The organism is Geodermatophilus sp. SYSU D00814 (assembly GCF_054050055.1).
Genome location: NZ_JBJGYP010000019.1, coordinates 95,693 through 120,179, shown reverse-complemented (window position 1 = coordinate 120,179; position 24,487 = coordinate 95,693). Strand labels below are relative to the sequence as shown.

Below are 24,487 nucleotides of genomic sequence, written 5' to 3'. Positions count from 1 at the left end.
CGACGCGCGTCGCCCCGCCCCCGGGAGTCGGTCAGGACAGCAGGTCGTCGAGGTCGCCGGTCATGCAGTGCTCCACCACGGGCCGGACCGTCTCGAAGGTGCACTCCTTGGCGTTGCCAGGGGTGCACGCGTCACCGAGGACGTGGTGGGTGATCCGGTCGACGTCCTTGTCGTCGCCGAGGATCGTCGGGGCGTTCTCGTAGAACCGGGTCGGGCCGACGCCCAGCCGGTTCTTCGAGTAGCTGTCCTGGGTGACGTCGACGAACCGCTCGGGGATGCCCACGTCGCGCAGCAGCCGGATGGCCGCGGCCAGCGCGGCGTCGGCAGCCTGCACGTCGGTCATCCCGTGGGTGTCCACGCCCATGGCCTGCGCGATGTCGGCGAAGCGCCGGTACTGGGTGGGCATGTTGAAGGCCCACACGCGGGGCAGCGCGATGGCGTTGTTCAGGCCGTGGTGGGTGTCGTAGAACGCGCTCACCGCGTGGCTGATCGAGTGGATGATCCCCAGGCCGCCGGAGTTGAACGCCTGCGCGGCGATGTACTGGGCGTACATCATCCCCTGCCGGCCACCGAGGTCCTGGCCGTTCCACACCGCCTGCCGCAGGTGCTGGTTGGTCAGCCGGATCGCGTAGAGGGCGTTGCCCAGCGACGGCGGGAAGTCCAGCCGCGACACGTAGGGCTCGCTGGCGTGGGCGAGGACGTCGAAGCCGCACTGGGCGGTGTAGTCGATCGGGCAGTCGTAGTAGAGGACCGGGTCGTCGATCGCCAGCGTCGCCAGGCAGTGGTCGTCGAAGGCCACGTACTTGTGCGGGTTCTCCGGGTCGGTGGTCGTGTCGGTGATGACGTAGGCCCAGGAGGTCTCCGAGCCCGTGCCGGCCGTCGTCGAGACGGCGATGTGCGGCGGGTTCTTCGGGTTCTCCGACTGGTTGAAGCCCTCGAACTCGTTGACGCTGCGACCGTCGTGGGCCACCGAGATGCGCGCGCCCTTGCACGCGTCGTGGCTGGAGCCGCCGCCGATGGAGACGAAGCTGTCGCACTCGTTCTCCTGGTACATCGCCACGGCGTCCATGACGTTGTAGTCCTTGGGGTTGGACTCCACCTGGTCGTAGACCACGACCTCCAGGCCGTGGTAGCGCATCGACCCGGCGATCCTCTCGACGATGTCCGAGCCGCGCAGGCCGGACGTCATGACCAGCGTCTTCCGGAACCCCAGCTTCAGCGCCTCGGGGCCGATGATCTCGTGCGCCCCGGGGCCCATGAGCGCCCGCGGGAACGGGTGGAACTCCTTGATGGGGAAGGGCTTGAGGAGTTCTTCGACCTTCATCGAGGGGTCCTTCCAGGCGGGGGCGGGGCGGTCCGGCCGGACGCTAGGACCGGCGTCCCGGCCCGCGGGATCCCCACGGGCCGGGAACCGTCCGTCCGGAGGAGCAGGTCCGGCCACCCGGCCAGGCCGCCCTGCCCGACCGGCCAGGGCCGTCGGCCCCTGCGACCGGGCCCCGACAGGGCGGGGGCGCCGGGCCGGTCGGGTGAGGGGCGGGCGGCGGCGGCATGCTGCGGAGGTGACCACCGCGAGCACCGCCTACGACGTCGCCGCCGTCCGTGCCGACTTCCCCGCCCTGCGCGCCGGCGCCGCCCACTTCGACGGTCCCGGCGGCTCGCAGGTGCCGCGGCAGGTGGCCGAGGCGGTGGCCACCACGCTCACCGCACCGATCGCCAACCGCGGGCAGGTGACCGCGGCCGAGCGCAACGCCGACGCGATCGTCGTCGCCGCCCGCGCCGCGGTGGCCGACCTGACCGCAGGCGACCCCGGCGGCGTCGTCTTCGGCCGGTCGATGACCCAGCTGACCTACGACCTCTCCCGCGCGCTGGCCGCCGGGTGGGGTCCCGGCGACGAGGTCGTGGTGACCCGGCTCGACCACGACGCCAACGTCCGGCCCTGGGTGCAGGCCGCGACCGCGCGGGGCGCCACCGTCCGCTGGGCCGACCTCGACCCCGGCACCGGCGAGCTCACCGCCGGGGCGCTGGCGGCGGTGCTGTCCGACCGCACCCGGCTGGTCGCGCTCACCGGCGCCTCCAACCTGATCGGCACCCGCCCCGACGTCGCCGCGCTGACCGCGCTGGCACACCGGGCCGGCGCGCTCACCTACGTCGACGGCGTGCACCTCACCGCGCACGCGCCGGTCGACGTCGCCGCGCTCGGTGCCGACCTCTACGCCTGCTCGCCCTACAAGTTCCTCGGCCCGCACCTCGGCTGCGTCGTCGCCGCGCCGTCGCTGCTGGAGACGCTGCACCCGGACAAGCTGCTGCCCTCCACCGACGCCGTCCCCGAGCGGTTCGAGCTCGGCACGCTGCCCTACGAGCTGCTGGCCGGCACCACCGCCGCCGTGGACTACCTGGCCGCGCTCGGCGGGGACGACGGCGACCGCCGCGGCCGGCTGGTCGCGGGCCTGACCGCCGTCGAGGCGCACGAGGACCTGCTGCGGGAGCGGATCGAGGAGGGCGTTGCGGAGCTGCCCGGCGTGACGGCGTGGTCGCGGGCCGCCCACCGCACGCCCACGCTGCTCTACACGTTCGCCGACCGCCCGGCCGCCGAGGTGTCGCGTGCGCTGGCCGAGCGGGGCGTCAACGCGCCGGCGGGCAGCTTCTACGCCGTCGAGGTGTCCCGGCGGCTGGGCCTCGGCGACGCCGGCGGGCTGCGCGTGGGTCTGGCGCCCTACAGCGACGACGACGACGTGGACCGGCTGCTCGACGGCCTGCGCGCGACCCTGGGGCAGGCATAGGAAGCACTCCGCACGTCGTGCGGCCCAGGACGTGCGGATCGCTTCCGATGCCTGGAGCAGGCGGAGGGGTCAGCGCAGGCCGGGGAAGCCCGCCGCGAGCTGGCCGAACGCGGTCCGCAGCGCCTCGGCCAGCGACGGGACGTCGCCGGACAGCCAGGCCTCGAAGGCCGTCGTCGCGGCGGCGCGGGTGGCCGTGGCCACCAGCCGCGGCACCAGTGAGGTCGGGGCCTGCCCGCAGCGCCGCGCCACGTAGCCGGCCACCACCCGGTCGACGTCGGCGTAGCGCAGCTGCGAGTGGGCCTGCAGCGCGGGCTCGGTGAGGATCAGCCGCATCCGCTGGCGCAGCACCGGCAGGTCGTCGGGGGCGTAGTCGTTGGCCTCGACGTAGGCGGTGAGGACGGCGGTCAGCACGGGGACGTCGTCGCCGGAGCGGTCCAGCAGCCCCGCCAGCCGGTCGACGTGCCCGTCGAAGTCGCCCCACACCGCGTCGGCCTTGCCGCCCACCGTGCGGAAGAACGTGCGCCGGCTGGTGCCCGCGGCCGCGGCGATCTCCTCGATCGTGACCTGCTCGAAGCCCGCGGCGGTGAACAGCTCGAGCGCGGCCCGCTCGATGCGGGCGCGGGTGTCCTCGCGGGGGTCCTCGCGGGGGACGCCGCGGTCGGACTCGCGCAGCACGCTCACCGGCCCATCTTCACCCGTGGCGCCCCGGTCGCCGTCCAGGCTGTGCCGTGGCTCACCTCCTCGGTTGCCCGTGGCACCCGGTGCCCCTACCGTCCTCGGCATCCCCGCTCCCCCTGATCCGGAGGTCGGCATGCCCGAGACGCCCGCCCAGACCGAGGTCCAGACCGCCGCCCAGGACGGGGCCGCGCCCGCCGTCGCCGAGGAGGCGCTGGTCGAGGAGTCCCTCGTCGAGGAGGTCTCCATCGACGGCATGTGCGGCGTCTACTGAGCCTGCGGTCGTGACCCCCGCCGCTCCGGCCGCGAGCGCCTTCGACCCGGGGCTGCCCTGGCGGCGTGCCCGGTCGGTGGCGCTGCGGCCGGAGCCGTTCGGGGCGCTGGTCTACCACTTCGGCAACCGGAAGCTGTCGTTCCTGAAGTCGAGGACGCTGGTCACCGTCGTGGAGACGCTGGCCGACCACCCCAGCGCCGACGCGACGCTGGCCGCGTGCGGTGTCCCCGAGGCCCAGCGGCCGGCCTACGTCAAGGCGCTGGCCGACCTCGCCCGTTCCCAGATGATCGAGGTGCGCGCATGACCGCCGTCGTCCCCGACCGGCCCGTGGGTGGGCGCCTGGTCGACCAGTTCGAGTACGGCCTGGACGCCCCGATCTGCCTGACCTGGGAGCTCACCTACGCCTGCAACCTGGCGTGCGTGCACTGCCTCTCCTCCTCCGGCCGGCGTGACCCACGAGAGCTGTCCACCGCCGAGGCCGAGGGCGTCATCGACGAGCTGCAGCGCATGCAGGTCTTCTACGTCAACGTCGGCGGCGGCGAGCCCACCGTGCGGCCGGACTTCTGGCACCTGCTCGACTACGCGATCGGCCACGACGTCGGCGTCAAGTTCTCCACCAACGGCGTCAAGCTCGACCGGGCTCGCGCGCAGCAGCTGGCGGCCACCGACTACGTCGACGTGCAGATCTCCCTCGACGGCGCCACCGCCGAGGTCAACGACCGCGTCCGCGGCACCGGCTCCTTCGCCACCGCCACGAGGGCGCTGGAGAACCTGGCCGAGGCCGGGATGAAGGACTTCAAGGTCTCCGTCGTGGTGACCCGGGAGAACGTCTCCCAGCTCGACGCGTTCAGGGAGCTCACCGACCGCTACGGCGCCCAGCTGCGGATCACCCGGCTGCGCCCCTCGGGCCGCGGCGCCGACGTCTGGGACCAGCTGCACCCCACCCAGGCCCAGCAGCGCGAGCTCTACGCCTGGCTGCTGGCCAACGGCGAGCGCGTCCTCACCGGCGACTCGTTCTTCCACCTGTCGGCCTACGGCGAGGCCCTGCCCGGCCTGAACCTGTGCGGCGCCGGGCGGGTGGTGTGCCTGATCGACCCGGTCGGCGACGTCTACGCCTGCCCGTTCGCCATCCACGAGCAGTTCCTCGCCGGCAACGTGCGCGGCGAGGGCGGCTTCCAGCGGGTGTGGCAGTCCTCGGACCTCTTCCGGGAGCTGCGCAGCCCGCAGACCGGGGGCGCCTGCACGCGGTGCGCGCACTTCGACGCCTGCCGCGGCGGCTGCATGGCGGCCAAGTTCTTCACCGGCCTGCCGCTGGACGGCCCGGACCCGGAGTGCGTGCAGGGGTACGGCGAGACGGCGCTGGCCGCGCGCGAGGCGGACCTGGTCACCCCCCGCAGCCACCTGGACCACTCCCACACCGGCCCGGTGCGCGGTCAGCCCACGCTGCTCGGCATGCCCGCGATCCCGGCCAAGCCGTGCGACGAGTCGCCGCTGGCGGGCCTGCAGCCCCGCTGAGGGACCCCGGCTCAGCGGATCTGGCGGACGCCGTCCGTGGCGCCCCACGCGGTGTCGGCCGTCCACACGGTGGCACCGAGGCGGCGGCCGGTGGCCAGGCACAGGCGGTCGGCCAGGGAGAGCCCCGATCCGGTGCGCCACAGGCGGGCAGCCACCTCCGCGTCGTCCACCAGCACGGGCTCCACCCGGAGCCCGTAGCTGCGCAGCAGGCCCTGCGGCAGTCCCCAGTCGCGACCGTTCTGCGCGATCTTCTGGGCCACCTCGGACCAGTTGACGGCACTGCACACCGGGTCCGCCTGCTCCATCGCGGCCTCGACGACCTCCGCCCCCGGCTCGCCCAGCAGGAAGCACAGCAGGGCGGAGCTGTCGAAGAGGTTCACCCGGCGTCGTCAGCAGCCGAGTCGGAGCGCCGTTCGGCCAGCAGTTCGGAGACCAGGTCGAGTCCGGCCAGGTCCTCACGCACCAGGGCCTTGAGCTGCTCGCGGGTGGCCAGGACGACTCCCCGGGGTGTGTCGAGGAGGACCAGGTGGTCGCCGGCGGAGACGTGCAGGCGCTCCCTCAGCTCGGCCGGGATGACCAGGCGGCCGCGGTCGCCCAGGACCACGGGATACGTCCCACCCACGAATCGACCGTACCACCGGGACCTCATCGGTGGGAGGGGCGGTGGGAGTCGACCGCGCCCCGCGCTCAGCGGGTGGGCGCCACCGCCGCGGGCCCCGGACCGTCGGGCAGCAGCGCCGGGGCGAGGTCGGCGAGGGTCATGGTGAGGAGCAGGGCCACGAGCACGGCGACGGTCAGCACGGGATACCTCCTGGGTGTCTCGGATCCCCACCCTCGCCGTCGTCCCTGAGGGTCGGCAGGACACCGGCTGGGAGTCGGCTGGACGCCGGCCGGTCGCCCTGACCAGGGCGTTGCCGATCGGCGCAACCCTCCCTAGGTTGAGACCCGCGTCACCTGGCACGCCCCCTCGACCCGGGAGTCCGGATGGGCAAGCTCGACGGCAAGGTCGCGTTCATCACCGGTGCCGCGCGCGGTCAGGGCCGCAGTCACGCGGTCCGGCTCGCCCAGGAGGGTGCCGACGTCGTCGCGGTGGACATCTGCGCCGACGTCCCCACCGTCGGCTACCCCATGGCGACCGAGGAGGACCTGGCCGAGACCGTCCGCCAGGTCGAGGCGCTCGACCGGCGGATCGTCGCCCGGGTGGCCGACGTGCGCGACAGTGCCGCGCTGGAGTCCGCCGTCGGCGAGGGGGTCGCAGAGCTCGGCCGGCTCGACATCGTGCTGGCCAACGCCGGCATCGCCAGCTTCGCGCCGGTGGAGGACCTCACCGACGAGATGTGGGACCAGATGATCGGCATCAACCTCACCGGCGTCTTCCGCACGGTGCGGGCCGCGGTGCCGCACCTGCGGGCGCACGGGCAGGGCGGGGCGATCGTCATCACCAGCTCGACGGCCGGCATCAAGGGCCTGGCGAACCTCGCGCACTACGTCGCGGCCAAGCACGGCGTCGTCGGCCTGGTGAAGACGCTGGCCAACGAGCTGGCCCCCGACATGATCCGGGTCAACTCGGTGCACCCGACCTCGGTGAGCACCGACATGATCCACAACCGCGAGACCTACGGGAACTTCGTCCCGGACAAGCCCCCGGACGAGGTCACCCGCGACGACGTCGCCCCGATGTTCCAGGGGCTCAACGCGCTGCCGATCCCGTGGGTGGACCCGGTCGACATCAGCAACGCGATCCTCTGGCTGGTCAGCGACGACGCCCGCTACGTCACCGGCGTCCAGCTCCCGGTCGACGCGGGGTCGGTCGTCAAGTAACGCCGGCAGTCGAGCATCTCCCGGACAGGAGGACACCGTGGCAGGACGCGTCGAGGGCAAGGTCGCCTTCATCACCGGGGCCGCGCGCAGCCAGGGCCGCAGCCACGCGCTGCGGCTGGCGCAGGAGGGCGCCGACGTCATCGCCGTCGACCTCTGCGGGCCGGTCGAGACGGTGACCATGTACCCACCGGCCACCGAGGAGGACCTCGCCGAGACGGTGCGGCAGGTCGAGGCCCTCGACCGGCGGATCGTCGCGACGAAGGCCGACGTCCGCGACCCGGCGGCGCTGCGCGCGGCGGTCGACGACGGCGTCGCGCAACTGGGCCGGCTCGACATCGTGCTGGCCAACGCGGGCGTGTTCGAGCTGGCGCCCGCACTGGAACTCACCGACCACGCCTGGCAGGAGATGATCGACATCAACCTGACCGGCGTGTGGAACACCTGCCGGGTCGCCCTGCCGCACCTGGTCGACTCCGGAGGCGGGTCGATCGTGATCACCAGCTCGACCGCCGGCCTCAAGGGGACGCCGAACACGATCCACTACACCGCGGCCAAGCACGGCGTCATCGGCATCATGCGGACGCTGGCCAACGAGTTCGGCAAGCAGTCGATCCGGGTCAACACCGTGCACCCGACCGGCGTGGACACCGTCATGATCCAGAACGAGAAGACGTGGGGCCTGTTCACCCCCGACGACCCGAACCCCACGAGGGAGAAGTTCACCGAGCTGTTCGAGACGCTGCACCCGCTGCCGGTGCCCTACGTCGACCCGGTGGACATCTCCAACGCGATCCTCTTCCTGGTCTCCGACGAGGCCCGCTACATCACCGGCGTGACGCTGCCGGTGGACGCCGGCTACACGGTCCGCTGACCAGGGGCCGGCGGCCGGTCAGGACAGTCCCGACAGCAGTGCGGCCAGCAGGCGCTCGAAGGAGGCCTCGGGGTCCTCGGCCTGGGTGACCCCGGCCAGCTCCAGGCTGACCGCGCCGTGCACGGCCGACCAGATGACCTGGGCGGTCTCGGCCGGGTCGTCGCGGCGCAGGACGCCGGCGTCCATCGCCCGCGACACCTCGCCGACCAGCACCCCGAAGGCGGCCGCGGCGTGCTCGTCGAGCTCGGCGGTGGAGGCGGCCGCGCGCGCGTCGGAGGGCACGGCGGTGCCGAACATCGCCTCGTAGTGCTCCCGGTTGCCCAGGGCGAACCGCCGGTAGCGCCGCCCGCAGCCGGCCAGCCGGTCCTGCGGCGCGTCGGCGTCGTCCCCGCGGACGCTGGCGGCCAGCGCGTCGAACCCGCGGACCAGGACGGCGGCCACCAGGCCGTACTTGTTGCCGAAGCGGTTGTAGACGCCCATCGGGGCCACGCCGGCCTCGGTGGCGACGGCCCGGACGGTCAGCCCCGCGGTCCCGTCGCGCACCAGCACCCGCTCGGCCGCGTCGACCAGCGCGCCCTGCACGTCGCGGCTCGGCGTCCGCTGCCCCGTCTCGGTCATGCCGTCATCCTCCCTTGCGCCTTGTAGAACGCCGTTCTACCGTTCTGGAACGTCGTTCTACGAGAGGAGGGCCCCGTGGAGGTCCGATCCCCGGCCCAGCCCACCCGCCGGTGGTGGGTGCTGGCCGTGCTGTGCCTGTCGGTGCTCCTGGTCAGCGTCGACAACACGATCGTCAACGTGGCCCTGCCGACGCTCGCGGCGGAGCTGTCGGCCGACACCAGCGGCCTGCAGTGGGTCGTGGACGGCTACACGCTGGTGTTCGCCGCCCTGCTGCTCCTGGGCGGGCACCTCGGTGACCGGTTCGGCCGGCTGCGCGTCCTGCAGGTGGGCCTGGTGCTGTTCGGGCTGACCTCCCTGCTCGCAGCGCTGGCCGGGACCACCGGGCAGCTCGTCGCCGCCCGCGCGGCCATGGGCGCCGCGGCCGCCCTCGTCTTCCCGGCCACCCTGGCGCTGCTCGTCGTCGCCTTCCCCGACCGGCGCGAGCGCGCGACGGCGATCGGCGTGTGGTCGGCGGTCACCGGGCTGTCGGTCGCGATCGGACCGGTCACCGGCGGGCTGCTGCTCGAGCACTTCGCGTGGGGCTCGGTGTTCCTCGTCAACCTGCCGCTCGTCGCGGTGGCCCTGGTGGCCGGGCGCGTGCTGCTGCGCGAGTCCCGCTCCGCCGAGCACGGCCGCTTCGACGTCGGCGGGGTGGTCGGCTCGGTCGCCGGCGTCGGCCTGCTGGTGTGGACCACGATCGAGGCGCCCGGCCACGGCTGGACCTCGCCGCTCACCCTCGCCGGCTACGCCGCCGCGGCCGCGCTGCTGGCCGGGTTCGTCCGGTGGGAGCTGCGCCGACCCGACCCGCTGCTCGACGTCCGGCTCTTCACCGACCGCCGGGTGTCGGCGGCGAGCGTGGCGATCGCGCTGGCGTTCTTCGCACTCTTCGGGTTCATCTTCCTGATCACCCAGTACCTGCAGGCGGTGCTCGGCTACGGCACGCTCGCCGCCGGCCTGGCGACGCTGCCGTTCGCCACGGTCATCGCCGTGACCAGCCCGGTCGCGGTGCTCCTGGTGCGGCGCGTGGGCACGGCGGTCGTCGTCACCGCGGGGCTGCTGGTCATGGCGGCGGGCTTCGCCGTCGCCGCGGGCGCCGCGGTGGACTCGCAGTACTGGGGCCGGATCGTCGTCTCCATGGTGCTCATGGCCGCCGGGCTCGGCCTGGTCACCAGCCCGGCCACCGAGACGGTCATGGGCGCCCTGCGGACCGGCCAGGCCGGCGCCGGCTCGGCGGTCAACGACACCGTCCGCGAGGTGGGCGGCACCCTCGGCGTCGCCGTCGTGGGGTCGGTGATGAGCACCGTCTACGCACCGGCGGTGCGCGACGGGCTGGCGGGGCTGCCGGCCGCGGTGCGCGACGCGGCCACCGACTCGGTGGTGGCCGGCCTCGCCGCCGCCTCACGGCTGCCCGACGGGCTCACCGCCGCCGACGTCGTCCGCCGGTCCTTCGTCGACGGGCTGTCGGCCGGGTCCTGGGTGTGCGCCGCGGCCTGCGCGGCCGGGGCGCTGGTGGCGGCGGTGTGGCTGCCGGCCCGGCGCCCGGCGGCCGTGCCGGTGCCCGAGCCGGTCCCGGCGGCGTGAGGGCGGGGTGCGGCGGCCGCCCGGCCGCCGCACCCCGTGCGTCCTAGAGGTCGACCTTCTCGTGCTCGCCGGTGTCGGGCTGCGACCCGGTGGCCTTGGCCTTGACGAAGCTGAACGCGGTGGCCAGCCGGTTGCCCGGGCTGTCCCAGTACTCGGCGGAGTCGGCGTCGACCTTCACCAGCACCACCGTGGGGTCGTCGGGTCCCTGCGGCAGCCACGCCTCGACGCCGCTGTTCCACAGCTCCCGCTTCTTCGCGACGTCGTCGACGACGAGCGCGTGCCCGGTCAGCGACACCCAGCTGCCACCCGAGCCGACCCCGACGTTGACCTGCGGGGAGACCGCGACGTGGCCGAGCCAGGGCGCGTGCGCCTCGGCGAAGAACCACAGGTCGCCGTCGAACTCGACCTCCTGCAGCGACATCGGGCGGCTGGTGAGCTTGCCCTCCGGCGTCGTGGTGGTGAGGAAGCCGAACTTCTGCCCCCTCAGCAGCTCGGCGACCTTGCGGGTGGGGTCCGTCGTGTTCTCGCTCATGTCCCTGCCGTTCCCCGGATCGGCCGCCTGACACCGCCGGTGGGCCGGGCGCTCCGTAGGCTCGGGTGGTGCCCGACCTGGCCGGCGCCGTCTGGCCGGAGCTCCCCGAGCGGCCGCTGCTGGTGGTGGCGCTGGGCTCGGTCGAGCAGCACGGCTCCCACCTGCCGCTGGCCACCGACACCGCCGTCGCCACCGCGGTGGTCGCCGCCGCCGACCTCGGCGCGGCGCTGGTGGCACCGGCCCTCCCGTACGGCGCCAGCGGCGAGCACGAGGGCTTCCCCGGCACCGTGTCGATCGGCACCGAGGCGCTGAGCGCGCTGCTGGTCGAGTACGGCCGCTCGGCGTGCCGCTGGGCCGGGCGGCTGCTGGTCGTCAACGGCCACGGCGGCAACCTCGACGCCCTCCGCCGGGCGGTGCCGCTGCTGCGCGCCGAGGGCCGCGACGCCGCCTGGTTCCCCTGCGCCGTGCCGGGCGGGGACGCGCACGCCGGCCGCACCGAGACCGCGCTGCTGTTGCACGTGGAACCGGACGCGGTCCGCACCGACCGCGCCGTCGCGGGCGTGACGACGCCGGTCGGCGCGCTGCTGCCCCGGCTGCGGGCCGAGGGCGTGCGCGGCGTCAGCCCCACCGGCGTGCTGGGCGACCCGGCCGGCGCCACGGCGGCGGAGGGCGCGCGGCTGCTCGGCGACCTCGCCGCCCGGCTGACGGCGGCGGTGGCCGGCTGGGACGTCGGCGACGACGGGCGGCTGCGCGGCTGACCCGACCGGTGCGGGCAGCGCCGTCCGGGAACCCGTCGCGGGCGCCGGGCGCCCACGGCACGATCATGGCGGGACGGGGCCGGGGACGGCGGGCCCGCCGAGCGAGGAGGTCGGGATGGCGCAGCGGCAGGCCCTGGACGACGGGACCGGCGCGCCCGGGACGCGCGTCGCCGTCGAGACCAACGGCATCAACGTCATCGCCGAGGAGGAGCGCCGCGGCCGCCCGCGGCAGCTGTTCTGGCCGTGGTTCGGCGCCAACGTCAGCGTGCTGGGCCTGGCCTACGGCTCGTTCCTGCTCGGCTTCGGCATCTCCGCGACGCAGGCGCTGGTGGCCGGCGTCGTCGGCATCGTCGTGTCCTTCCTGCTGTGCGGGCTGGTCGCGATCGCCGGCAAGCGCGGCTCGGCTCCCACGCTGGTGCTCAGCCGGGCCGCGTTCGGGGTGCACGGCAACCGGGTCCCCGCGGCGCTGTCGTGGGTCCTCACCGTCGGCTGGGAGACGGTGCTGGTCAGCCTGGCGACGCTGGCCACCGCCACCGTCTTCGACCAGCTCGGCTGGAGCGGCGGGACGGCGACGCAGGTCGTCGCGCTGCTCGTCGTCGCCGCGCTGGTCGTGGCCGGCGGCGTCCTCGGCTTCGACGCGATCATCCGGATGCAGACGGTCATCACCGTGGTCAGCGGCGTGCTGACCGTCGTCTACCTGGTCCTGGTGGCCGACTCCGTCGACTGGTCGGCGGTCACCGGCATCCCGGGCGGCTCGACGGCGGCCGTCGTCGGCGCGCTGGTCCTGGCCATGACCGGGTACGGCTTCGGCTGGGTCAACGCGGCCGCCGACTACTCCCGCTACCTGCCGCGCACGGCGTCGACCGGTGGCGTCGTGGGCTGGACGACGTTCGGCGGCGCGCTGGCCCCGGTCGTGCTGCTCGGCACCGGGCTGCTGCTGGCGGCCTCGGACCCGGAGCTGTCGGCGGCGATCGGCGCGGACCCGATCGGGGCGCTCGGGTCGATCCTGCCGACCTGGTTCCTCGTGCCGTTCGTCGTCGTGGCGGTGCTCGGCCTGGTCGGCGGCGCGCTGCTGGACATCTACTCCTCGGGGCTGTCGCTGCTGGCCGCCGGGGTGCGGGTGCCCCGGCCGGTGGCCGCGTCGATCGACGGTGCGCTGATGGTGCTGGGCGCGATCTGGGTGGTCTTCGTCGCCACCGGCGGCTTCTTCTTCCAGTTCCAGGGGTTCCTCATCACCCTGGGCGTCCCGATCGCCGCCTGGTGCGGCGTCTTCCTCGGCGACCTCGCGCTGCGCCGCCGGCCCTACGCCGAGGCCGACCTCTACGACCCGCGCGGCCGCTACGGCGCCGCCCCCGCGGTGCCGCTGGTGCTGCTGGCGATCGGCACCCTGCTCGGCTGGGGGCTGGTCACCAACACCTACGCCGGCTGGTTGGACTGGCAGGGCTACCTGCTCGGGCCGCTGGGGCTGGGCGGCCGGGAGGGCGACTGGGCCTTCGCCAACCTCGGCGTGCTGGCCGCCTTCCTCGTCGGGCTGCTGGGCACCCTGGCGCTGCGCCGCGGAGCGGTCCGGGCGCAGGAGGCCGCCGGGGTCCGGCCAGGGGCGCCGTCCTGAGGATCTGCTCCGGCCTCAGGGGGGCACTGCCGCCGACGAACGACGTGCAGATGCGTGCAGATCCAGCCCTACAGCTGCCCCCCCAGCGCACACTGTCCGGCCGCTGACAGGTCCCGGGAGGACGTGAGCGCGCACCACGTCCCCGAGGGAACGCCCCGCACACCGAGGAGCCGCTGAGCGGGCCGGTCGGGGCAGCCGGCCACGGTTCCCCACGAGGTGCCGGCCGGCGGTGCAGACACGGGCACGTCACGGCTCCCGGATCCGCCCTGAGCGCACCGTGTCCGGCCGCTGGTGCGCCCCAGGATCAGCGGGCCGCCGCTCCCGTGGTCCCCAGGCCGGCCCTCAGGACCTCAGCGCAGCGTCTCGGCGAACAGCGGGACGGCCTGCTCGAGCGCGTACCCCGTCCCGAGCACCGAGCCGCTGGAGAAGGCGTTCACCAGCGTCGGGTCCTCCAGGACGACGGCGTTGCCCTGCTGCACCGAGCCCAGCGTCTGCCACAGCGGGTTCGAGGTGATCTGCGCGGGGTCGACGAAGATCGGGAAGACGACGGTCAGCCGCGCGTCGAGCAGCGAGACCTGCTCCTCCGACACCGGCACGAAGAAGCTCTCGGTCGCCAGGTCCTGGATCCCCGGGTCGTTCACGAAGCCGAGCGCCTCCATGAAGTCGACGCGGGTGTCGCCGCGGACGTAGGCGCCGAAGCCCTCGGAGGTGTACGCGCCGACGGCGACCTCGGTGCCGTCGAACTCCGGGTGCGCGGCTGCGGCGTCGGCGAAGGCCTGCTCGAGGTCGCCGCGCAGCTGCCCGGCCTCCTCCGTGCGGCCCAGCGCCTGCCCGACCAGGTCCAGCTGCTGCTGCCAGGTGGTCTGGTAGGCACCCACGCCCTCGGGCGCGCCGACCACCGGGGCGATCTCGCTGAGGGAGTCGTAGCGCTCCTGCGTCCCGTCGGAGCGGGTGTCCAGGATGAGGTCGGGTTCCAGCGCCGCTATCGCCTCGAGGCTGGGCTCGAGCGTCTCCATGATCTCCGGTGCCTCGTCGTAGCGACCCTCGGCCCACGGGCCGACGCCCTCGCCGCCGAAGCCGAGCCAGTCGCTGGCCCCGATCGGCTGCACGCCGAGCGCCAGCGCCGTCTCCGCGTCGGACCAGCCCAGGGCGACGACGCGCTGCGGCTCCTCCTCGATCTCGGTGTCGCCGAACGCGGTGCTCACGGTGACCGGGAAGTCCCCGCTCCCGCCGGAGGAGGTCGCCGACCCCGCCTCGCCGCCGCCGTCGGCGGAGCCGCACGCGGTCAGCGACGCGGCGGTGGTCAGGGCGGCCGCCAGCAGGACGGCGCGGCGGGGCAGGGGGTGGGACATCGGGACTCCTCCGGTACGGCTACTGAGGGCAGCCTAACCAAAGTCGCGTGTGGCCCTGGCCGCCCGGCTAGGGTCCGGGCGTGACAGAGCCCTCCGGCCGGCTGGTCGTCGTCGACGCGCAGCGGGTGTTCGCCGATCCGGACTCCCCGTGGGCGGCGCCCCGGTTCGCCGAGGCCCACCCGCGCATCCGGCGGCTGGTGGAGGCCTTCGGCGACCGGGTCGTGTACACCCGCTTCGTCGCCCCGGCGCAGCCGGCCGGTGCCTGGGTCGGCTACTACGAGGTGTTCCCCTTCGCCCTGCAGCCGCCCGACGCCCCGCTCTACGACCTCGTCGAGGACCCCGGGGCGGCCGCCGTGGTCACCGCGACCACCTTCGGCAAGTGGGGCCCCGAGCTCGCCGCGCTGGTCGGTGACGGCCCGATGACGGTGGCCGGCGTGGCCACCGACTGCTGCGTCGTCTCCACCGTGCTGCCCGCCGCCGACGCCGGCGTGCCGGTGCGCGTGGTCGGCGACGCCTGCGCCGGCAGCAGCGACGACGACCACCGCAAGGCGCTGGGCCTCATGGGCCTCTACGCCCCGCTGGTCGAGGTCACCACCACCGACGACGTCCTGGGCGGGTGAGCGTCCCGCCGCCACCGCACGCCCGCCTGCCCGACGGCTACGCGGTCCGGCTCGCCGGGGGCACCCGCCGGGTGGAGGGCGGCGCGGCGCTGCTGGGCGGCTCGCCGCTGCGGCTGCTGCGGCTGTCTGCGGCCGCCCGGGACCTGCTCGACGGCGACCGGCTGGTGGTCTCGTCCACGGCGACGGCGGCCCTGGCCGCCCGGCTGCTCGACGCCGGCGCCGCCGTCCCCGAGCCCGCCGGTCCCGCACCCGGCCCCGACGACGTCACCGTCGTCGTCCCCGTGCGCGACCGCCCCGAGGGGATCGCCCGGCTGCTGGCCGCGCTGCGGGCCGACCCCGCCACCGCGGCCGCGCGGGTGCTGGTCGTCGACGACGGCTCGGTCGACCCGGGCGCCCTGGCCGCCGCGGCGGGGACGGCGGAGGTGCTGCGGCACCAGCGTCCGCTCGGCCCGGCCGCGGCCCGCAACACCGGCCTGCGCGCCGCCACCACCCGGGCAGTGGCCTTCCTCGACTCCGACTGCGTGCCGCTGCCCGGCTGGCTCGACGTGCTGCTGCCGCACCTGGCCGACCCGCGGCTGGCGCTCGTCGCGCCGCGGGTCGTCGCGCTGCCGCCCGCGCGGCCGGGCTGGACCACGCCCTACGAGACGGCGGTCAGCGCGCTGGACATGGGACCCGCACCCGCGCGGGTGGCCCCGCTGAGCGCGCTGTCCTACCTCCCCAGCGCCGCCCTGCTGGCCCGCCGGACGGCGCTCGGGGAGGGCTTCGACGCCGCGATGCCGGTGGCCGAGGACGTCGACCTGGTCTGGCGGCTCACCGCGGCCGGCTGGCGGGTGCGCTACGACCCGGCCGCGCGGGTGGCGCACGAGCACCCGGCCACGACCGCGGCGTGGCTGCGCCGCCGCGCCGTCTACGGCACCGGCGCCGCACCGCTGGCCGCCCGGCACGGCGGCCTCGTCGCCCCGGTCGTCGTCAGCCCCTGGTCGGCGGTGCCCGTGGCGCTCGCCCTCGCCGGCGGGCGGGCGGGCCGGGTCGCCGCGGGCGGGGTCCTCGCCGTCGCCACGGCCGGCCTGGCCCGGCGGCTCGCGCCTCCCGGCGGGGCACCGCCGTACCGGCTGGCCGCCGCCCTGGTGCTGCGCGGCACCGCCGCGGGCGGGCGCACGCTCGCCCGCGCCGCCACCCGCCACCACTGGCCGCTGACCGTCGCGGCCGCCGCCGTCTCCCCGCGGGCCCGGCGCGCCGCGGGCGCCGTCGCCGCCGCCGACGCCGTCCTGGCGTGGTGGCCGCACCGGGCCGAGGTCGGCCTGCCGCGCTTCGCGGCCGCCCGCCGGCTGGAGGACCTCGCCTACGGCGCCGGGCTGTGGGCCGGCGCGCTGCGGGCCCGGAGCGCCCGGGCGCTGCTGCCGGCGCGTCCACCCGGCGGCTGACCTGCGGCGGGGGGACCTGGCGCGGACCGGTGACAGGGGTCACCATGGGCGGACCATGAGCCACACGTCGGGGAGCGCGCCGTGACCGGCGTCAGCCCGTGGCTCGCACTGCCCGCCGGCCGGCCGCCCCCCGGGCTGACCCGGCAGCTGCGTGCCGCGCACGAGACGCTGGTGACCCGCGGCGCGCCGCCGCCCCGCCCCGGTGTGCGGTCGGTCGTCTGGGACTCCTGGCGGCGCAGCCTCGGCAGCGGCGTCGACCCCGACGGCCAGGGGCCGCCGGTCGACCTGCTCGACGACGACCTGGCCGCCTACCGCGCCGCCCACCCGCTCGCCCCGGTGCTGCCGGTCATCCGGCGGCTGCTGGTCGAGGACGCCGAGGCCGACCGGATGATCGTGGGCGTCACCGACGCCGACGGCCGGATGCTGTGGGTGGAGGGCGACCGCCGGCTGCGCTCCCTGGCCGAGACGATGAACTTCGTCGCCGGCGCCCGGTGGTCGGAGGAGGTCGCCGGCACCAACGCCCCCGGAACCGCGCTGGCCCTCGACCACCCGGTGCAGATCTACGGCAGCGAGCACTACCGCCGGCCGGTGCAGCCGTGGAGCTGCTCGGCCGCGCCGGTGCACCACCCGGTCACCGGCGTGCTGCTCGGCGCCATCGACGTCACCGGCGGCGACCACGTGGCCACCCCGCACGTGCTCACCCTGGTGCGCGCCACCGTGGCCGCCGTCGAGTCCGAGCTGCGCTGGCTGCACCGCGAGGAGCAGTCCCGCGGGCCGGTGCGCCCCGCGCCGGCCCGGCCGCCCGCGCCGCTGCTGGAGGTGCTCGGCCGCGACCGCGCCCGCCTGACCCTGCAGTCGGGACGCCAGGAGCTGTCCCTGCGGCACTCCGAGCTGCTCCTGCTGCTCGCCGAGGCCGCCGCGGCGGGGGAGGAGGGCCGCAGCGCCGAGCGGCTGGCCGCCGAGTGCCACCCGGCCGGCAGCGCCGCGGTCACCGTCCGCGCGGAGCTGTCGCGGCTGCGCCGGCTGGTGGGCGCCGACCTCGTCGGCTCGCGGCCCTACCGGCTGCTCGCCCCGCTGGAGACCGACCTCGACCGGGTCCGGGTGCTGCTCGACCGCGGCACCGTCGGCGCGGCGCTGGACCGCTACCCCGGCCCGGTGCTGCCGCGCTCGGCCGCGCCGGGCGTCGTCGCCGCCCGCCGCCGCACCGCCGCGGCGCTGCGCGCGGCCGTGCTGCGCAGCCGCCGGCCGGAGCTGCTGCTGCGCTGGACGGCGCTGCCCGAGGCGCGCGAGGACGCCGTCGCGTGGCAGGCCTGTCTCGAGGCGCTGCCGGCCGGCTCACCCCGCCGCGGCCCAGTCGCGGCGCACCTGCTGGCGCTGCGGCGGTCCTCCCGCGGCTGAGCCGACCCGCCCGGCGCGGGAATACGGTCCGGCTCCGTCCCCTTGGCACGGTCACGTGACCGCCCGCGCCGCCGCCCCGCCCGACGCCGTGCCCTCCGCTGCGCCTCCCGCCGTGTCCCTCACCACCCCGCGGGTCGCCGCCGCGCTGCTGGCCCTCGCACTGGGCGGGTTCGCGATCGGGACCACCGAGTTCGTCACGATGGGCCTGCTCCCCGACATCGCCACCGGCATCGGCGTGGACATCCCGACCGCGGGACACGTGATCTCCTCCTACGCGCTGGGCGTCGTCGTCGGCGCCCCCGTCCTCGCCGCGCTGGGGGCACGGCTGCCGCGGCGCGGCGTGCTGGTCGGGCTGGCGGCCGTCCTCCTCGGCGGCAGCGCGCTCAGCGCGGTGGCGTCGGGCCCGACGGCGCTGCTGCTCGCGCGCTTCGTCAGCGGGCTGCCGCACGGCGCCTACCTCGGCGTGGCCTCGCTGGTCGCCGCCTCCCTCGTGCCGCCGACGCTGCGCGGCCGGGCGGTGAGCACGGTGATGCTCGGCCTCGCGGTGGCCACCGTCGCCGGCGTCCCGGCCGCCACCTGGCTGGGACAGACGCTGGGCTGGCGCGCGGCGTACTGGGCCGTCGTCGTCCTCGCCGCGCTCACCGTGGCGGCCGTGCTCGCCGTCGTCCCCTCCACGCCCGGCGACCGGGACGCCACCGTCCGCACCGAGCTCGGCGCGCTGCGCCGGCCGCAGGTGCTGCTCACCCTCGCGGTCGGCACCGTCGGGTTCGGCGGCATGTTCGCCGTCTACAGCTACGTCGCGCCGCTGGCCACCGAGGTCACCGGCCTGTCCCGGGGCACCGTCCCGTGGGTGCTGTTCGCCTTCGGCGTCGGCGGGGTGCTCGGCACCGCGCTCGGCGGGCGGCTGGCCGACGTGGCGCTGTTCCGCTCGCTGGTCGGCACCCTGGTCGCCCTCGCCGTGCTGCTGACCCTCCTGGCCCCTGCCGCGGGGAGCGCGCCGACCCTGCTGACCGGGATCTTCCTCGTGGCGGTGAGCGCCTCGACGCTCGTCGTCTGCCTGCAGCTGCGGCTCATGGAGGTCGCCGGGGAGGCGCAGATGCTCGGCGCCGCCCTCAACCACTCCGCGCTCAACGCCGCCAACGCCCTCGGCGCCTGGCTCGGCGGCGTGGTCATCGCCGCCGGGTACGGCTACACCGCCCCGAGCCTGGTCGGCGCCGGGCTGGCCGGGCTCGGCCTCGTCGCGCTGGGCGCCAGCGCGCTGCTGCGCCGCCGGGAGCTGCGCGCCGTCCCGGCGGGCTGAGCGCCCGCTGCAACGGGATTGCAACCTCTCCGCTGCGGCGCCGCCCCGGGCCCGGTCGGCCGCGACCGCGGACCCTGCAGCGTGACGGCTCCGCATCCGCGGAATCGGTGGTCCCCGCATGGCAGGTAAGCGTGGCCTAAGTCACGCTCCCGTTGGTTGACTCCGCCGTGGAGCGCCCGGCCACCGGGCGCACTCGCCCCCTGCAACCAAGCGGAGGATCCATGACACGGGTGAGCATGCGGGTCGACGGAGTGACCTACACCGACGAGGTCGAACCCCGGACCCTGCTGGTGCACCACCTGCGCGAGGCGCTCGGCAAGGTGGGCACCGTCGTGGGCTGCGACACCAGCAACTGCGGCGCGTGCACCGTCCACCTCGACGGACAGGCCGTGAAGTCCTGCACCGTCCTGGCCGTGCAGGCCGACGGCGCCGAGGTCACCACCATCGAGGGCATCGGCAGCAACGGCACGCTGCACCCGGTGCAGAAGGCCTTCCACGAGATGCACGGCCTGCAGTGCGGATTCTGCACGCCCGGCATGATCATGGCCTCGATCGACCTGCTCGAGGAGAACCCGGCCCCCAGCGAGGACGAGGTCCGCGAGGGCATCGAGGGCAACCTCTGTCGCTGTACCGGCTATCAGAACATCGTCCGCGCCGTGCAGCAGGCCGCCGGCGAGATGTCGGGCACCTCCGAGACCCTGGGAGCGCAGTCGTGACGGTCACCGAGGACGCGGCCACCACCCAGACCCCCGGACCGGAGAAGGAGGTCGGGAAGGCCCGCCGCCGCAAGGAGGACGCCCGCCTGATCACCGGGCGGACCACCTGGACCGACAACATGGTCCTGCCCGGGATGCTGCACATGGCCGTGGTCCGCAGCCCCGTGGCCCACGGGAAGATCACCAACGTCGACGTCAGCGCCGCGCTCGAGGCGCCGGGCGTCGTCGCCGTCTACACCGGCCGCGACCTCGCCGAGGAGCAGGGCTCCATCCCGTGCGCCTGGCCGGTCACCCCGGAGATGCTCAACCCCGGGCACCCCTCGATCGCCGTCGAGGAGGTCAACCACGTCGGCGAGGCCGTCGCGGTGATCGTCGCGCGCTCGCGGGCCGCGGCCACCGACGCCATTGAACTGGTCGACGTCGACTACGACCTGCTGCCGCCGGTGCTCGACATGGAGCAGGCCGTCGCGCAGGAGGCCGAGCTCTGCCACGACCACCTCGACACCAACACCAGCTACCACTTCGTCTTCGACGCCGGCGAGATCGGCACGGGCGCCGACACCGAGCAGGCGTTCGCCGACGCCGACGTCGTCGTCAGCCGGCGGTTCGTCAACCAGCGGCTGATCCCGGCGTTCATGGAGCCGCGGTCGGTCGTCGTCCAGCCGCAGGGCGACAACTTCACGATGTGGTCGGCGACCCAGATCCCGCACGTGCTGCGGGTGATGCTGGCGATGGTCACCGGCATCCCGGAGCACAAGCTGCGCGTGGTCGCCCCCGACGTCGGCGGCGGCTTCGGCGGCAAGCTGCAGGTCAACCCCGAGGAGATCCTCGCGCTGCTCATCGCGCGGCGGCTCGGCAAGCCGGTCAAGTGGACCGAGACCCGCAGCGAGTCGCTGATGACCGCCCACCACGGGCGTGACCAGATCCAGTACGTCGACATCGCCGCCGACCGGGAGGGCCACGTCAAGGGCCTGAAGGTGCGGATCCTCGCCGACATGGGCTCCTACCTGCGGCTGATCACCCCCGGCGTCCCGGCCCTGGGCGCGTTCATGTTCCCCGGCATCTACAAGTTCCCGGCCTACCGCTTCGAGTGCGACGGCATCTTCACCAACAAGGTGCCCACCGACGCCTACCGCGGCGCCGGCCGCCCCGAGGCCACCTTCGCCGTCGAGCGGATCATGGACGAGCTCGCCACCGAGCTCGGCATGGACCCGCTGGAGCTGCGCCGCCGGAACTGGATCCGCGCCGAGGAGTTCCCGTTCACCACCGTGGCGGGCCTGGAGTACGACAGCGGCGACTACGAGGGCGCCACCCAGCGGGCCCTGGAGCTCATCGGCTACGACGAGCTGCGCGAGGAGCAGCGCCGCCGCCGGGAGTCCGGTGACCCGGTGCAGCTGGGCATCGGCTTCTCCACCTTCACCGAGATGTGCGGCCTGGCCCCCTCCCGGGTGCTCGGCTCGCTGTCCTACGGCGCGGGTGGCTGGGAGTCGGCGTCGATCCGGATGCTGCCCACCGGCAAGGTCGAGGTGGTCACCGGCTCCACCCCGCACGGCCAGGGCCACGAGACGGCGTGGAGCCAGCTGGTCGCCGACCAGCTCGGCGTGCCGTTCGAGGACGTCGAGGTCCTGCACGGCGACACCGCCGTCGCGCACAAGGGCATGGACACCTACGGCTCGCGGTCGCTGGTCGTCGGCGGCACCGCCGTCGTCAAGGCCGCCGACAAGGTGATCGCCAAGGCCCGCCGGGTCGCCGCCCACCTGCTCGAGGCCAACGAGGACGACCTGGACTTCTCCGGCGGGAAGTTCACCGTCCGCGGCACCCCGGGCGCCGGCCTGTCGATCCAGGAGATCGCGCTGGCCGTCTTCGCGGCGCACAACTACCCGGAGGACATCGAGCCGTCGATCGACGCGGACGCGACCTTCGACCCGGTCAACTTCTCCTTCCCCCACGGCACGCACATCTGCGCCCTGGAGGTCGACACCGACACCGGGATGGTGAAGATCCGCAAGTACGCCTGCGTCGACGACGTCGGCACGATCGTCAACCCGCTGATCGTCGAGGGGCAGATCCACGGCGGCCTCGCCCAGGGCATCGCGCAGGCGCTGTACGAGGAGGCCGTGTACGACGCCGACGGCAACCTCACCACCGGCACCTTCGTCGACTACCTGGTCCCCTCGGCCGCCGACCTGCCGCACTTCGACACGGACAACACCGTGCACGTGGCGCCGGGCAACCCGATCGGCGCGAAGGGGGTCGGCGAGGCCGGCACCATCGCGAGCACGCCCGCGGTGGTCAACGCCGCGCTGGACGCCGTCCGTCACCTGGGGGTGCAGGACATCCGCATGCCGCTGACGCCGGAACGCGTCTGGCGGGCCGTCCACCAGGGCGGCGACGGCGGCGACCGGGCCACCGCGAAGACCAACGCGCAGGGTGCCGAGTCGGCCGAGGCGCCGTCCACCGGCACGTCGTCCACCGGAGGTGCCCTGTGATCCCCGCCCCGTTCGAGTACGTCCGGCCGACCACCGTCGAGGAGGCCGTGCAGGCGGTCGCCGAGGGCGGTGACGACGTCAAGATCATGGCCGGTGGGCAGTCGCTCATCCCGGTCATGCGGCTGCGGCTGGCCGCACCCGAGACGATCGTCGACCTCGGCCGGGTCGCCGAGATGCGCGGCGTCCGCGAGGACGGCGACGCGCTGGTGATCGGCGCGATGACCACCCACGCGGAGGTCATCGCCGACCCGCTGATCGCCCAGCACGCGCGGCTCATCGCCGAGGCGACCGAGACGGTCGCCGACCGGCAGACCCGCCGGCGGGGCACCTTCGGCGGGGCGCTGGCCCACGCCGACCCGGCCGGGGACCTGCCGTCGGTGGCGCTGGCGCTCGACGCCGAGATGGTGGTCGCCGGGCCCGGCGGACGACGCACCGTGCCGGCCCGCGAGTTCTTCGTCGACTACCTCACCACCGCCCTCGACGAGGGTGAGGTGCTCGTGGAGATCCGGGTGCCCAAGCTCGCCGGCGACTGGGGGGTGCGCTACGAGAAGTTCAACCGCGTGGCGCAGGCCTGGTCGATCGTCGCGGTCGCCGCGGCGGTGCGGCGGGAGAACGGGCACATCGCCGAGGCGCGCATCGGGCTGACCAACATGGGCCCGGTCCCGCTGCGCGCGTCGGCCACCGAGGCGGCCCTGGCCGGCGCGTCGGCCTCACCGGACGCGGTCGCCTCGGCGGCCCGCTCGGCGGCCGAGGGCACCAGCCCGAGCAGCGACCTCAACGCCCAGGCCGACTACCGCCGGCACCTGGCCCAGGTGCTGACCCGCCGGGCGGTCGCGACCGCCGCCGGGCTGTAGTTTCCGACACAACCCCGGCACCCGCCTGCCCTCGGCCGGCCCGCCCTCCCCGGGCGGACCGGCCGAGGTCCTCTCCCACCCCGGAGGTCGCACCGTGCAGCTGGAGAACTCCTTCACCGTCCCCGTCCCCGTCGACGAGGCCTGGCGGGTGCTGCTCGACATCGAGCGCATCGCCCCCTGCATGCCCGGCGCCGCGCTGGACTCGGTCGAGGGTGACTCGTTCACCGGCCGGGTCAAGGTCAAGCTCGGCCCGATCAACCTGACCTACCAGGGCAAGGCGTCCTTCGTGGAGAAGGACGAGGCGGCGCACAAGGCGGTCATCGACGGCCGCGGCAAGGACCAGCGCGGCAACGGCACCGCGGCCGCCCTCATCACCGCCCAGCTCAAGGGCGAGGGGAACACCACCCGCGTCGACGTCCTCACCGACCTCAACATCACCGGTCGCCCGGCGCAGTTCGGCCGCGGCGTCATGACCGACGTCGGCAACAAGCTGCTCGGCCAGTTCGCCGACAAGCTCGCCGCCCAGCTCGCCAGCGGCGACGACGTCACCGTCGACCGCCAGGCGGCGGCGCAGCAGCAGGAGCCGACCGTGGCCACGACGGTCGCCGCCACCGCGACCGGGGCGGCCGAGGAGGTCGCGCAGTCGGTCGAGCAGGTGCCGGGGGACAACGCCGCCGCCGAGACGGTCCGCAAGGCCGGCACCAAGGCCCGCACGGCGGCGGCCGCGGCCACCGACAAGGTGACGTCCAGCGGGACGACCGACGCCGCCCCGCCGCCCACCGACACCGCGCCGATCACGCCGGTCGGGGCGACGGACACGGTCTCCATCGCGGCGGTCGACGCCGACGCCCCGGCGGCCAGCGACGCCGCTCCCGCCGCCGCGGACACCGCGCCGTCGGCCTCCGACACCGCGCCCGTGGCCGCCGTCGGCGGGGTGCCCAGCACGCCGCCGTCGGGCAACACCGCCCCGCCGAGCCGCCCGGCCACCGGCGCGCCGGCGCGCAGCACCCCCGCGGCGGCCACCGTCCGCTCGCAGCCCGTCGCCGAGCCAGAGCCGATCGACCTGCTCGAGGTCGCCGGCGGTGCGGCGATGGCCCGCTACGCCGGCCCCGCGGCGGGCGTGCTGGCGGTGCTGCTGCTCGTGCTGTTCGCCGTCCGGCGCCGCCGCCGCTGAGGGAGGCGTTTCGACTGTTCCAGGGCGTGGAGGTCATCGCCGGCCGCCACGGAGTCGATCATCGGGTCGTTGCCGTTCCCGCCG

General features: G+C 75.1%; 24 protein-coding genes. 17 read left to right on the top strand and 7 right to left on the bottom strand.

Annotated features, from left to right (window positions below; all coding sequences use genetic code 11):
- Positions 1 to 31 precede the first annotated feature (31 nt).
- Positions 32 to 1,324, bottom strand: coding sequence for an NDMA-dependent methanol dehydrogenase (gene mdo / locus ACI780_RS16290; RefSeq protein WP_456869843.1), 1,293 nt, complete (start codon positions 1,322 to 1,324; stop codon positions 32 to 34).
- A gap of 235 nt (positions 1,325 to 1,559) precedes the next feature.
- Between mdo and ACI780_RS16285 the strand changes: the two genes are divergently transcribed.
- Complete coding sequence (locus ACI780_RS16285) at positions 1,560 to 2,780, top strand: cysteine desulfurase-like protein (RefSeq protein WP_456869844.1); 1,221 nt, start codon at positions 1,560 to 1,562, stop codon at positions 2,778 to 2,780.
- Between the two features lie 69 nt (positions 2,781 to 2,849).
- On the opposite strand, the gene mftR is transcribed toward ACI780_RS16285, so the two are convergent.
- Positions 2,850 to 3,461: a mycofactocin system transcriptional regulator gene (mftR, locus tag ACI780_RS16280; RefSeq protein WP_456869845.1), complete on the bottom strand. Its 612-nt coding sequence runs from the start codon at positions 3,459 to 3,461 to the stop codon at positions 2,850 to 2,852.
- Between the two features lie 130 nt (positions 3,462 to 3,591).
- Here mftR and mftA point away from each other — a divergent pair, with 130 nt between their 5' ends.
- Genes mftA through mftC form a run of 3 tightly spaced genes read left to right on the top strand, consistent with a single transcriptional unit; the run spans position 3,592 to position 5,244 of the window.
- Complete coding sequence (gene mftA, locus ACI780_RS16275; RefSeq protein WP_457004204.1) at positions 3,592 to 3,729, top strand: mycofactocin precursor MftA; 138 nt, start codon at positions 3,592 to 3,594, stop codon at positions 3,727 to 3,729.
- Positions 3,730 to 3,739: 10 nt separating this feature from the next.
- On the top strand, positions 3,740 to 4,033 hold the full coding sequence (gene mftB, locus ACI780_RS16270; RefSeq protein ID WP_456869847.1) for a mycofactocin biosynthesis chaperone MftB: 294 nt from the start codon (positions 3,740 to 3,742) through the stop codon (positions 4,031 to 4,033).
- Entirely contained in the window at positions 4,030 to 5,244 is a 1,215-nt protein-coding gene (gene mftC, locus ACI780_RS16265) for a mycofactocin radical SAM maturase (RefSeq protein ID WP_456869848.1), read from the top strand. Before mftB ends, mftC begins: the two co-directional genes overlap by 4 nt.
- Before the next feature lie 11 nt (positions 5,245 to 5,255).
- On the opposite strand, the gene ACI780_RS16260 is transcribed toward mftC, so the two are convergent.
- Positions 5,256 to 5,624 (bottom strand): type II toxin-antitoxin system VapC family toxin, encoded by a 369-nt coding sequence (locus ACI780_RS16260; protein WP_457004201.1) that lies wholly within the window; start codon positions 5,622 to 5,624, stop codon positions 5,256 to 5,258.
- The gene (locus ACI780_RS16255; RefSeq protein WP_456869850.1) at positions 5,621 to 5,866 is read right to left on the bottom strand and encodes an AbrB/MazE/SpoVT family DNA-binding domain-containing protein; all 246 of its coding nucleotides are present in this window, start codon (positions 5,864 to 5,866) and stop codon (positions 5,621 to 5,623) included. The genes ACI780_RS16260 and ACI780_RS16255 overlap by 4 nt, the downstream gene beginning before the upstream one ends.
- Before the next feature lie 362 nt (positions 5,867 to 6,228).
- On the opposite strand from ACI780_RS16255, the gene ACI780_RS16250 reads away from it, so the two are divergent.
- Positions 6,229 to 7,065 carry a mycofactocin-coupled SDR family oxidoreductase gene (locus ACI780_RS16250; protein ID WP_456869851.1) on the top strand — a complete coding sequence of 279 codons (837 nt, stop codon included), beginning with the start codon at positions 6,229 to 6,231 and terminating at the stop codon, positions 7,063 to 7,065.
- A gap of 37 nt (positions 7,066 to 7,102) precedes the next feature.
- Positions 7,103 to 7,936 (top strand): mycofactocin-coupled SDR family oxidoreductase, encoded by an 834-nt coding sequence (locus ACI780_RS16245; RefSeq protein WP_456869852.1) that lies wholly within the window; start codon positions 7,103 to 7,105, stop codon positions 7,934 to 7,936.
- 18 nt (positions 7,937 to 7,954) lie between these two features.
- Here the strand turns inward: ACI780_RS16245 and ACI780_RS16240 are convergent, their stop codons facing one another.
- A complete protein-coding gene (locus ACI780_RS16240; protein WP_457004198.1) occupies positions 7,955 to 8,554 on the bottom strand; it encodes a TetR/AcrR family transcriptional regulator in 600 nt (199 codons plus the stop codon).
- Between the two features lie 75 nt (positions 8,555 to 8,629).
- Here ACI780_RS16240 and ACI780_RS16235 point away from each other — a divergent pair, with 75 nt between their 5' ends.
- A complete protein-coding gene (locus ACI780_RS16235; protein ID WP_456869854.1) occupies positions 8,630 to 10,174 on the top strand; it encodes an MFS transporter in 1,545 nt (514 codons plus the stop codon).
- A 43-nt stretch (positions 10,175 to 10,217) separates the two neighbouring features.
- Here ACI780_RS16235 and ACI780_RS16230 read toward each other — a convergent pair whose 3' ends face one another.
- Positions 10,218 to 10,706 (bottom strand): pyridoxamine 5'-phosphate oxidase family protein, encoded by a 489-nt coding sequence (locus ACI780_RS16230; RefSeq protein WP_456869855.1) that lies wholly within the window; start codon positions 10,704 to 10,706, stop codon positions 10,218 to 10,220.
- Positions 10,707 to 10,774: 68 nt separating this feature from the next.
- Here ACI780_RS16230 and mftE point away from each other — a divergent pair, with 68 nt between their 5' ends.
- Together mftE and ACI780_RS16220 are read left to right on the top strand one after the other, a co-directional pair.
- Positions 10,775 to 11,464, top strand: a complete 690-nt coding sequence (gene mftE / locus ACI780_RS16225) for a mycofactocin biosynthesis peptidyl-dipeptidase MftE (protein WP_456869856.1) — start codon at positions 10,775 to 10,777, stop codon at positions 11,462 to 11,464.
- Positions 11,465 to 11,579: 115 nt separating this feature from the next.
- On the top strand, positions 11,580 to 13,076 hold the full coding sequence (locus ACI780_RS16220; protein ID WP_456869857.1) for a purine-cytosine permease family protein: 1,497 nt from the start codon (positions 11,580 to 11,582) through the stop codon (positions 13,074 to 13,076).
- Between the two features lie 350 nt (positions 13,077 to 13,426).
- Here the strand turns inward: ACI780_RS16220 and ACI780_RS16215 are convergent, their stop codons facing one another.
- Entirely contained in the window at positions 13,427 to 14,428 is a 1,002-nt protein-coding gene (locus ACI780_RS16215; protein ID WP_457004195.1) for an iron-siderophore ABC transporter substrate-binding protein, read from the bottom strand.
- A gap of 80 nt (positions 14,429 to 14,508) precedes the next feature.
- Here ACI780_RS16215 and ACI780_RS16210 point away from each other — a divergent pair, with 80 nt between their 5' ends.
- The 8 genes from ACI780_RS16210 to ACI780_RS16175 all read left to right on the top strand — a co-directional run bounded on the left by ACI780_RS16210 (position 14,509) and on the right by ACI780_RS16175 (position 24,403).
- Entirely contained in the window at positions 14,509 to 15,048 is a 540-nt protein-coding gene (locus ACI780_RS16210; RefSeq protein ID WP_457004193.1) for a cysteine hydrolase family protein, read from the top strand.
- On the top strand, positions 15,045 to 16,472 hold the full coding sequence (gene mftF / locus ACI780_RS16205; RefSeq protein ID WP_457004191.1) for a mycofactocin biosynthesis glycosyltransferase MftF: 1,428 nt from the start codon (positions 15,045 to 15,047) through the stop codon (positions 16,470 to 16,472). The genes ACI780_RS16210 and mftF overlap by 4 nt, the downstream gene beginning before the upstream one ends.
- Positions 16,473 to 16,553: 81 nt before the next feature.
- The gene (locus ACI780_RS16200) at positions 16,554 to 17,870 is read left to right on the top strand and encodes a GAF domain-containing protein (RefSeq protein ID WP_457004189.1); all 1,317 of its coding nucleotides are present in this window, start codon (positions 16,554 to 16,556) and stop codon (positions 17,868 to 17,870) included.
- Positions 17,871 to 17,982: 112 nt separating this feature from the next.
- The gene (locus ACI780_RS16195; protein ID WP_456869862.1) at positions 17,983 to 19,170 is read left to right on the top strand and encodes an MFS transporter; all 1,188 of its coding nucleotides are present in this window, start codon (positions 17,983 to 17,985) and stop codon (positions 19,168 to 19,170) included.
- A gap of 221 nt (positions 19,171 to 19,391) precedes the next feature.
- On the top strand, positions 19,392 to 19,886 hold the full coding sequence (locus ACI780_RS16190) for a (2Fe-2S)-binding protein (protein ID WP_457004186.1): 495 nt from the start codon (positions 19,392 to 19,394) through the stop codon (positions 19,884 to 19,886).
- Positions 19,883 to 22,375 carry a xanthine dehydrogenase family protein molybdopterin-binding subunit gene (locus ACI780_RS16185; protein WP_456869864.1) on the top strand — a complete coding sequence of 831 codons (2,493 nt, stop codon included), beginning with the start codon at positions 19,883 to 19,885 and terminating at the stop codon, positions 22,373 to 22,375. Before ACI780_RS16190 ends, ACI780_RS16185 begins: the two co-directional genes overlap by 4 nt.
- Positions 22,372 to 23,229 carry an FAD binding domain-containing protein gene (locus ACI780_RS16180; protein ID WP_457004184.1) on the top strand — a complete coding sequence of 286 codons (858 nt, stop codon included), beginning with the start codon at positions 22,372 to 22,374 and terminating at the stop codon, positions 23,227 to 23,229. Before ACI780_RS16185 ends, ACI780_RS16180 begins: the two co-directional genes overlap by 4 nt.
- Positions 23,230 to 23,323: 94 nt before the next feature.
- Positions 23,324 to 24,403, top strand: coding sequence for an SRPBCC family protein (locus ACI780_RS16175; protein ID WP_456869866.1), 1,080 nt, complete (start codon positions 23,324 to 23,326; stop codon positions 24,401 to 24,403).
- Positions 24,404 to 24,487: the final 84 nt, after the last annotated feature.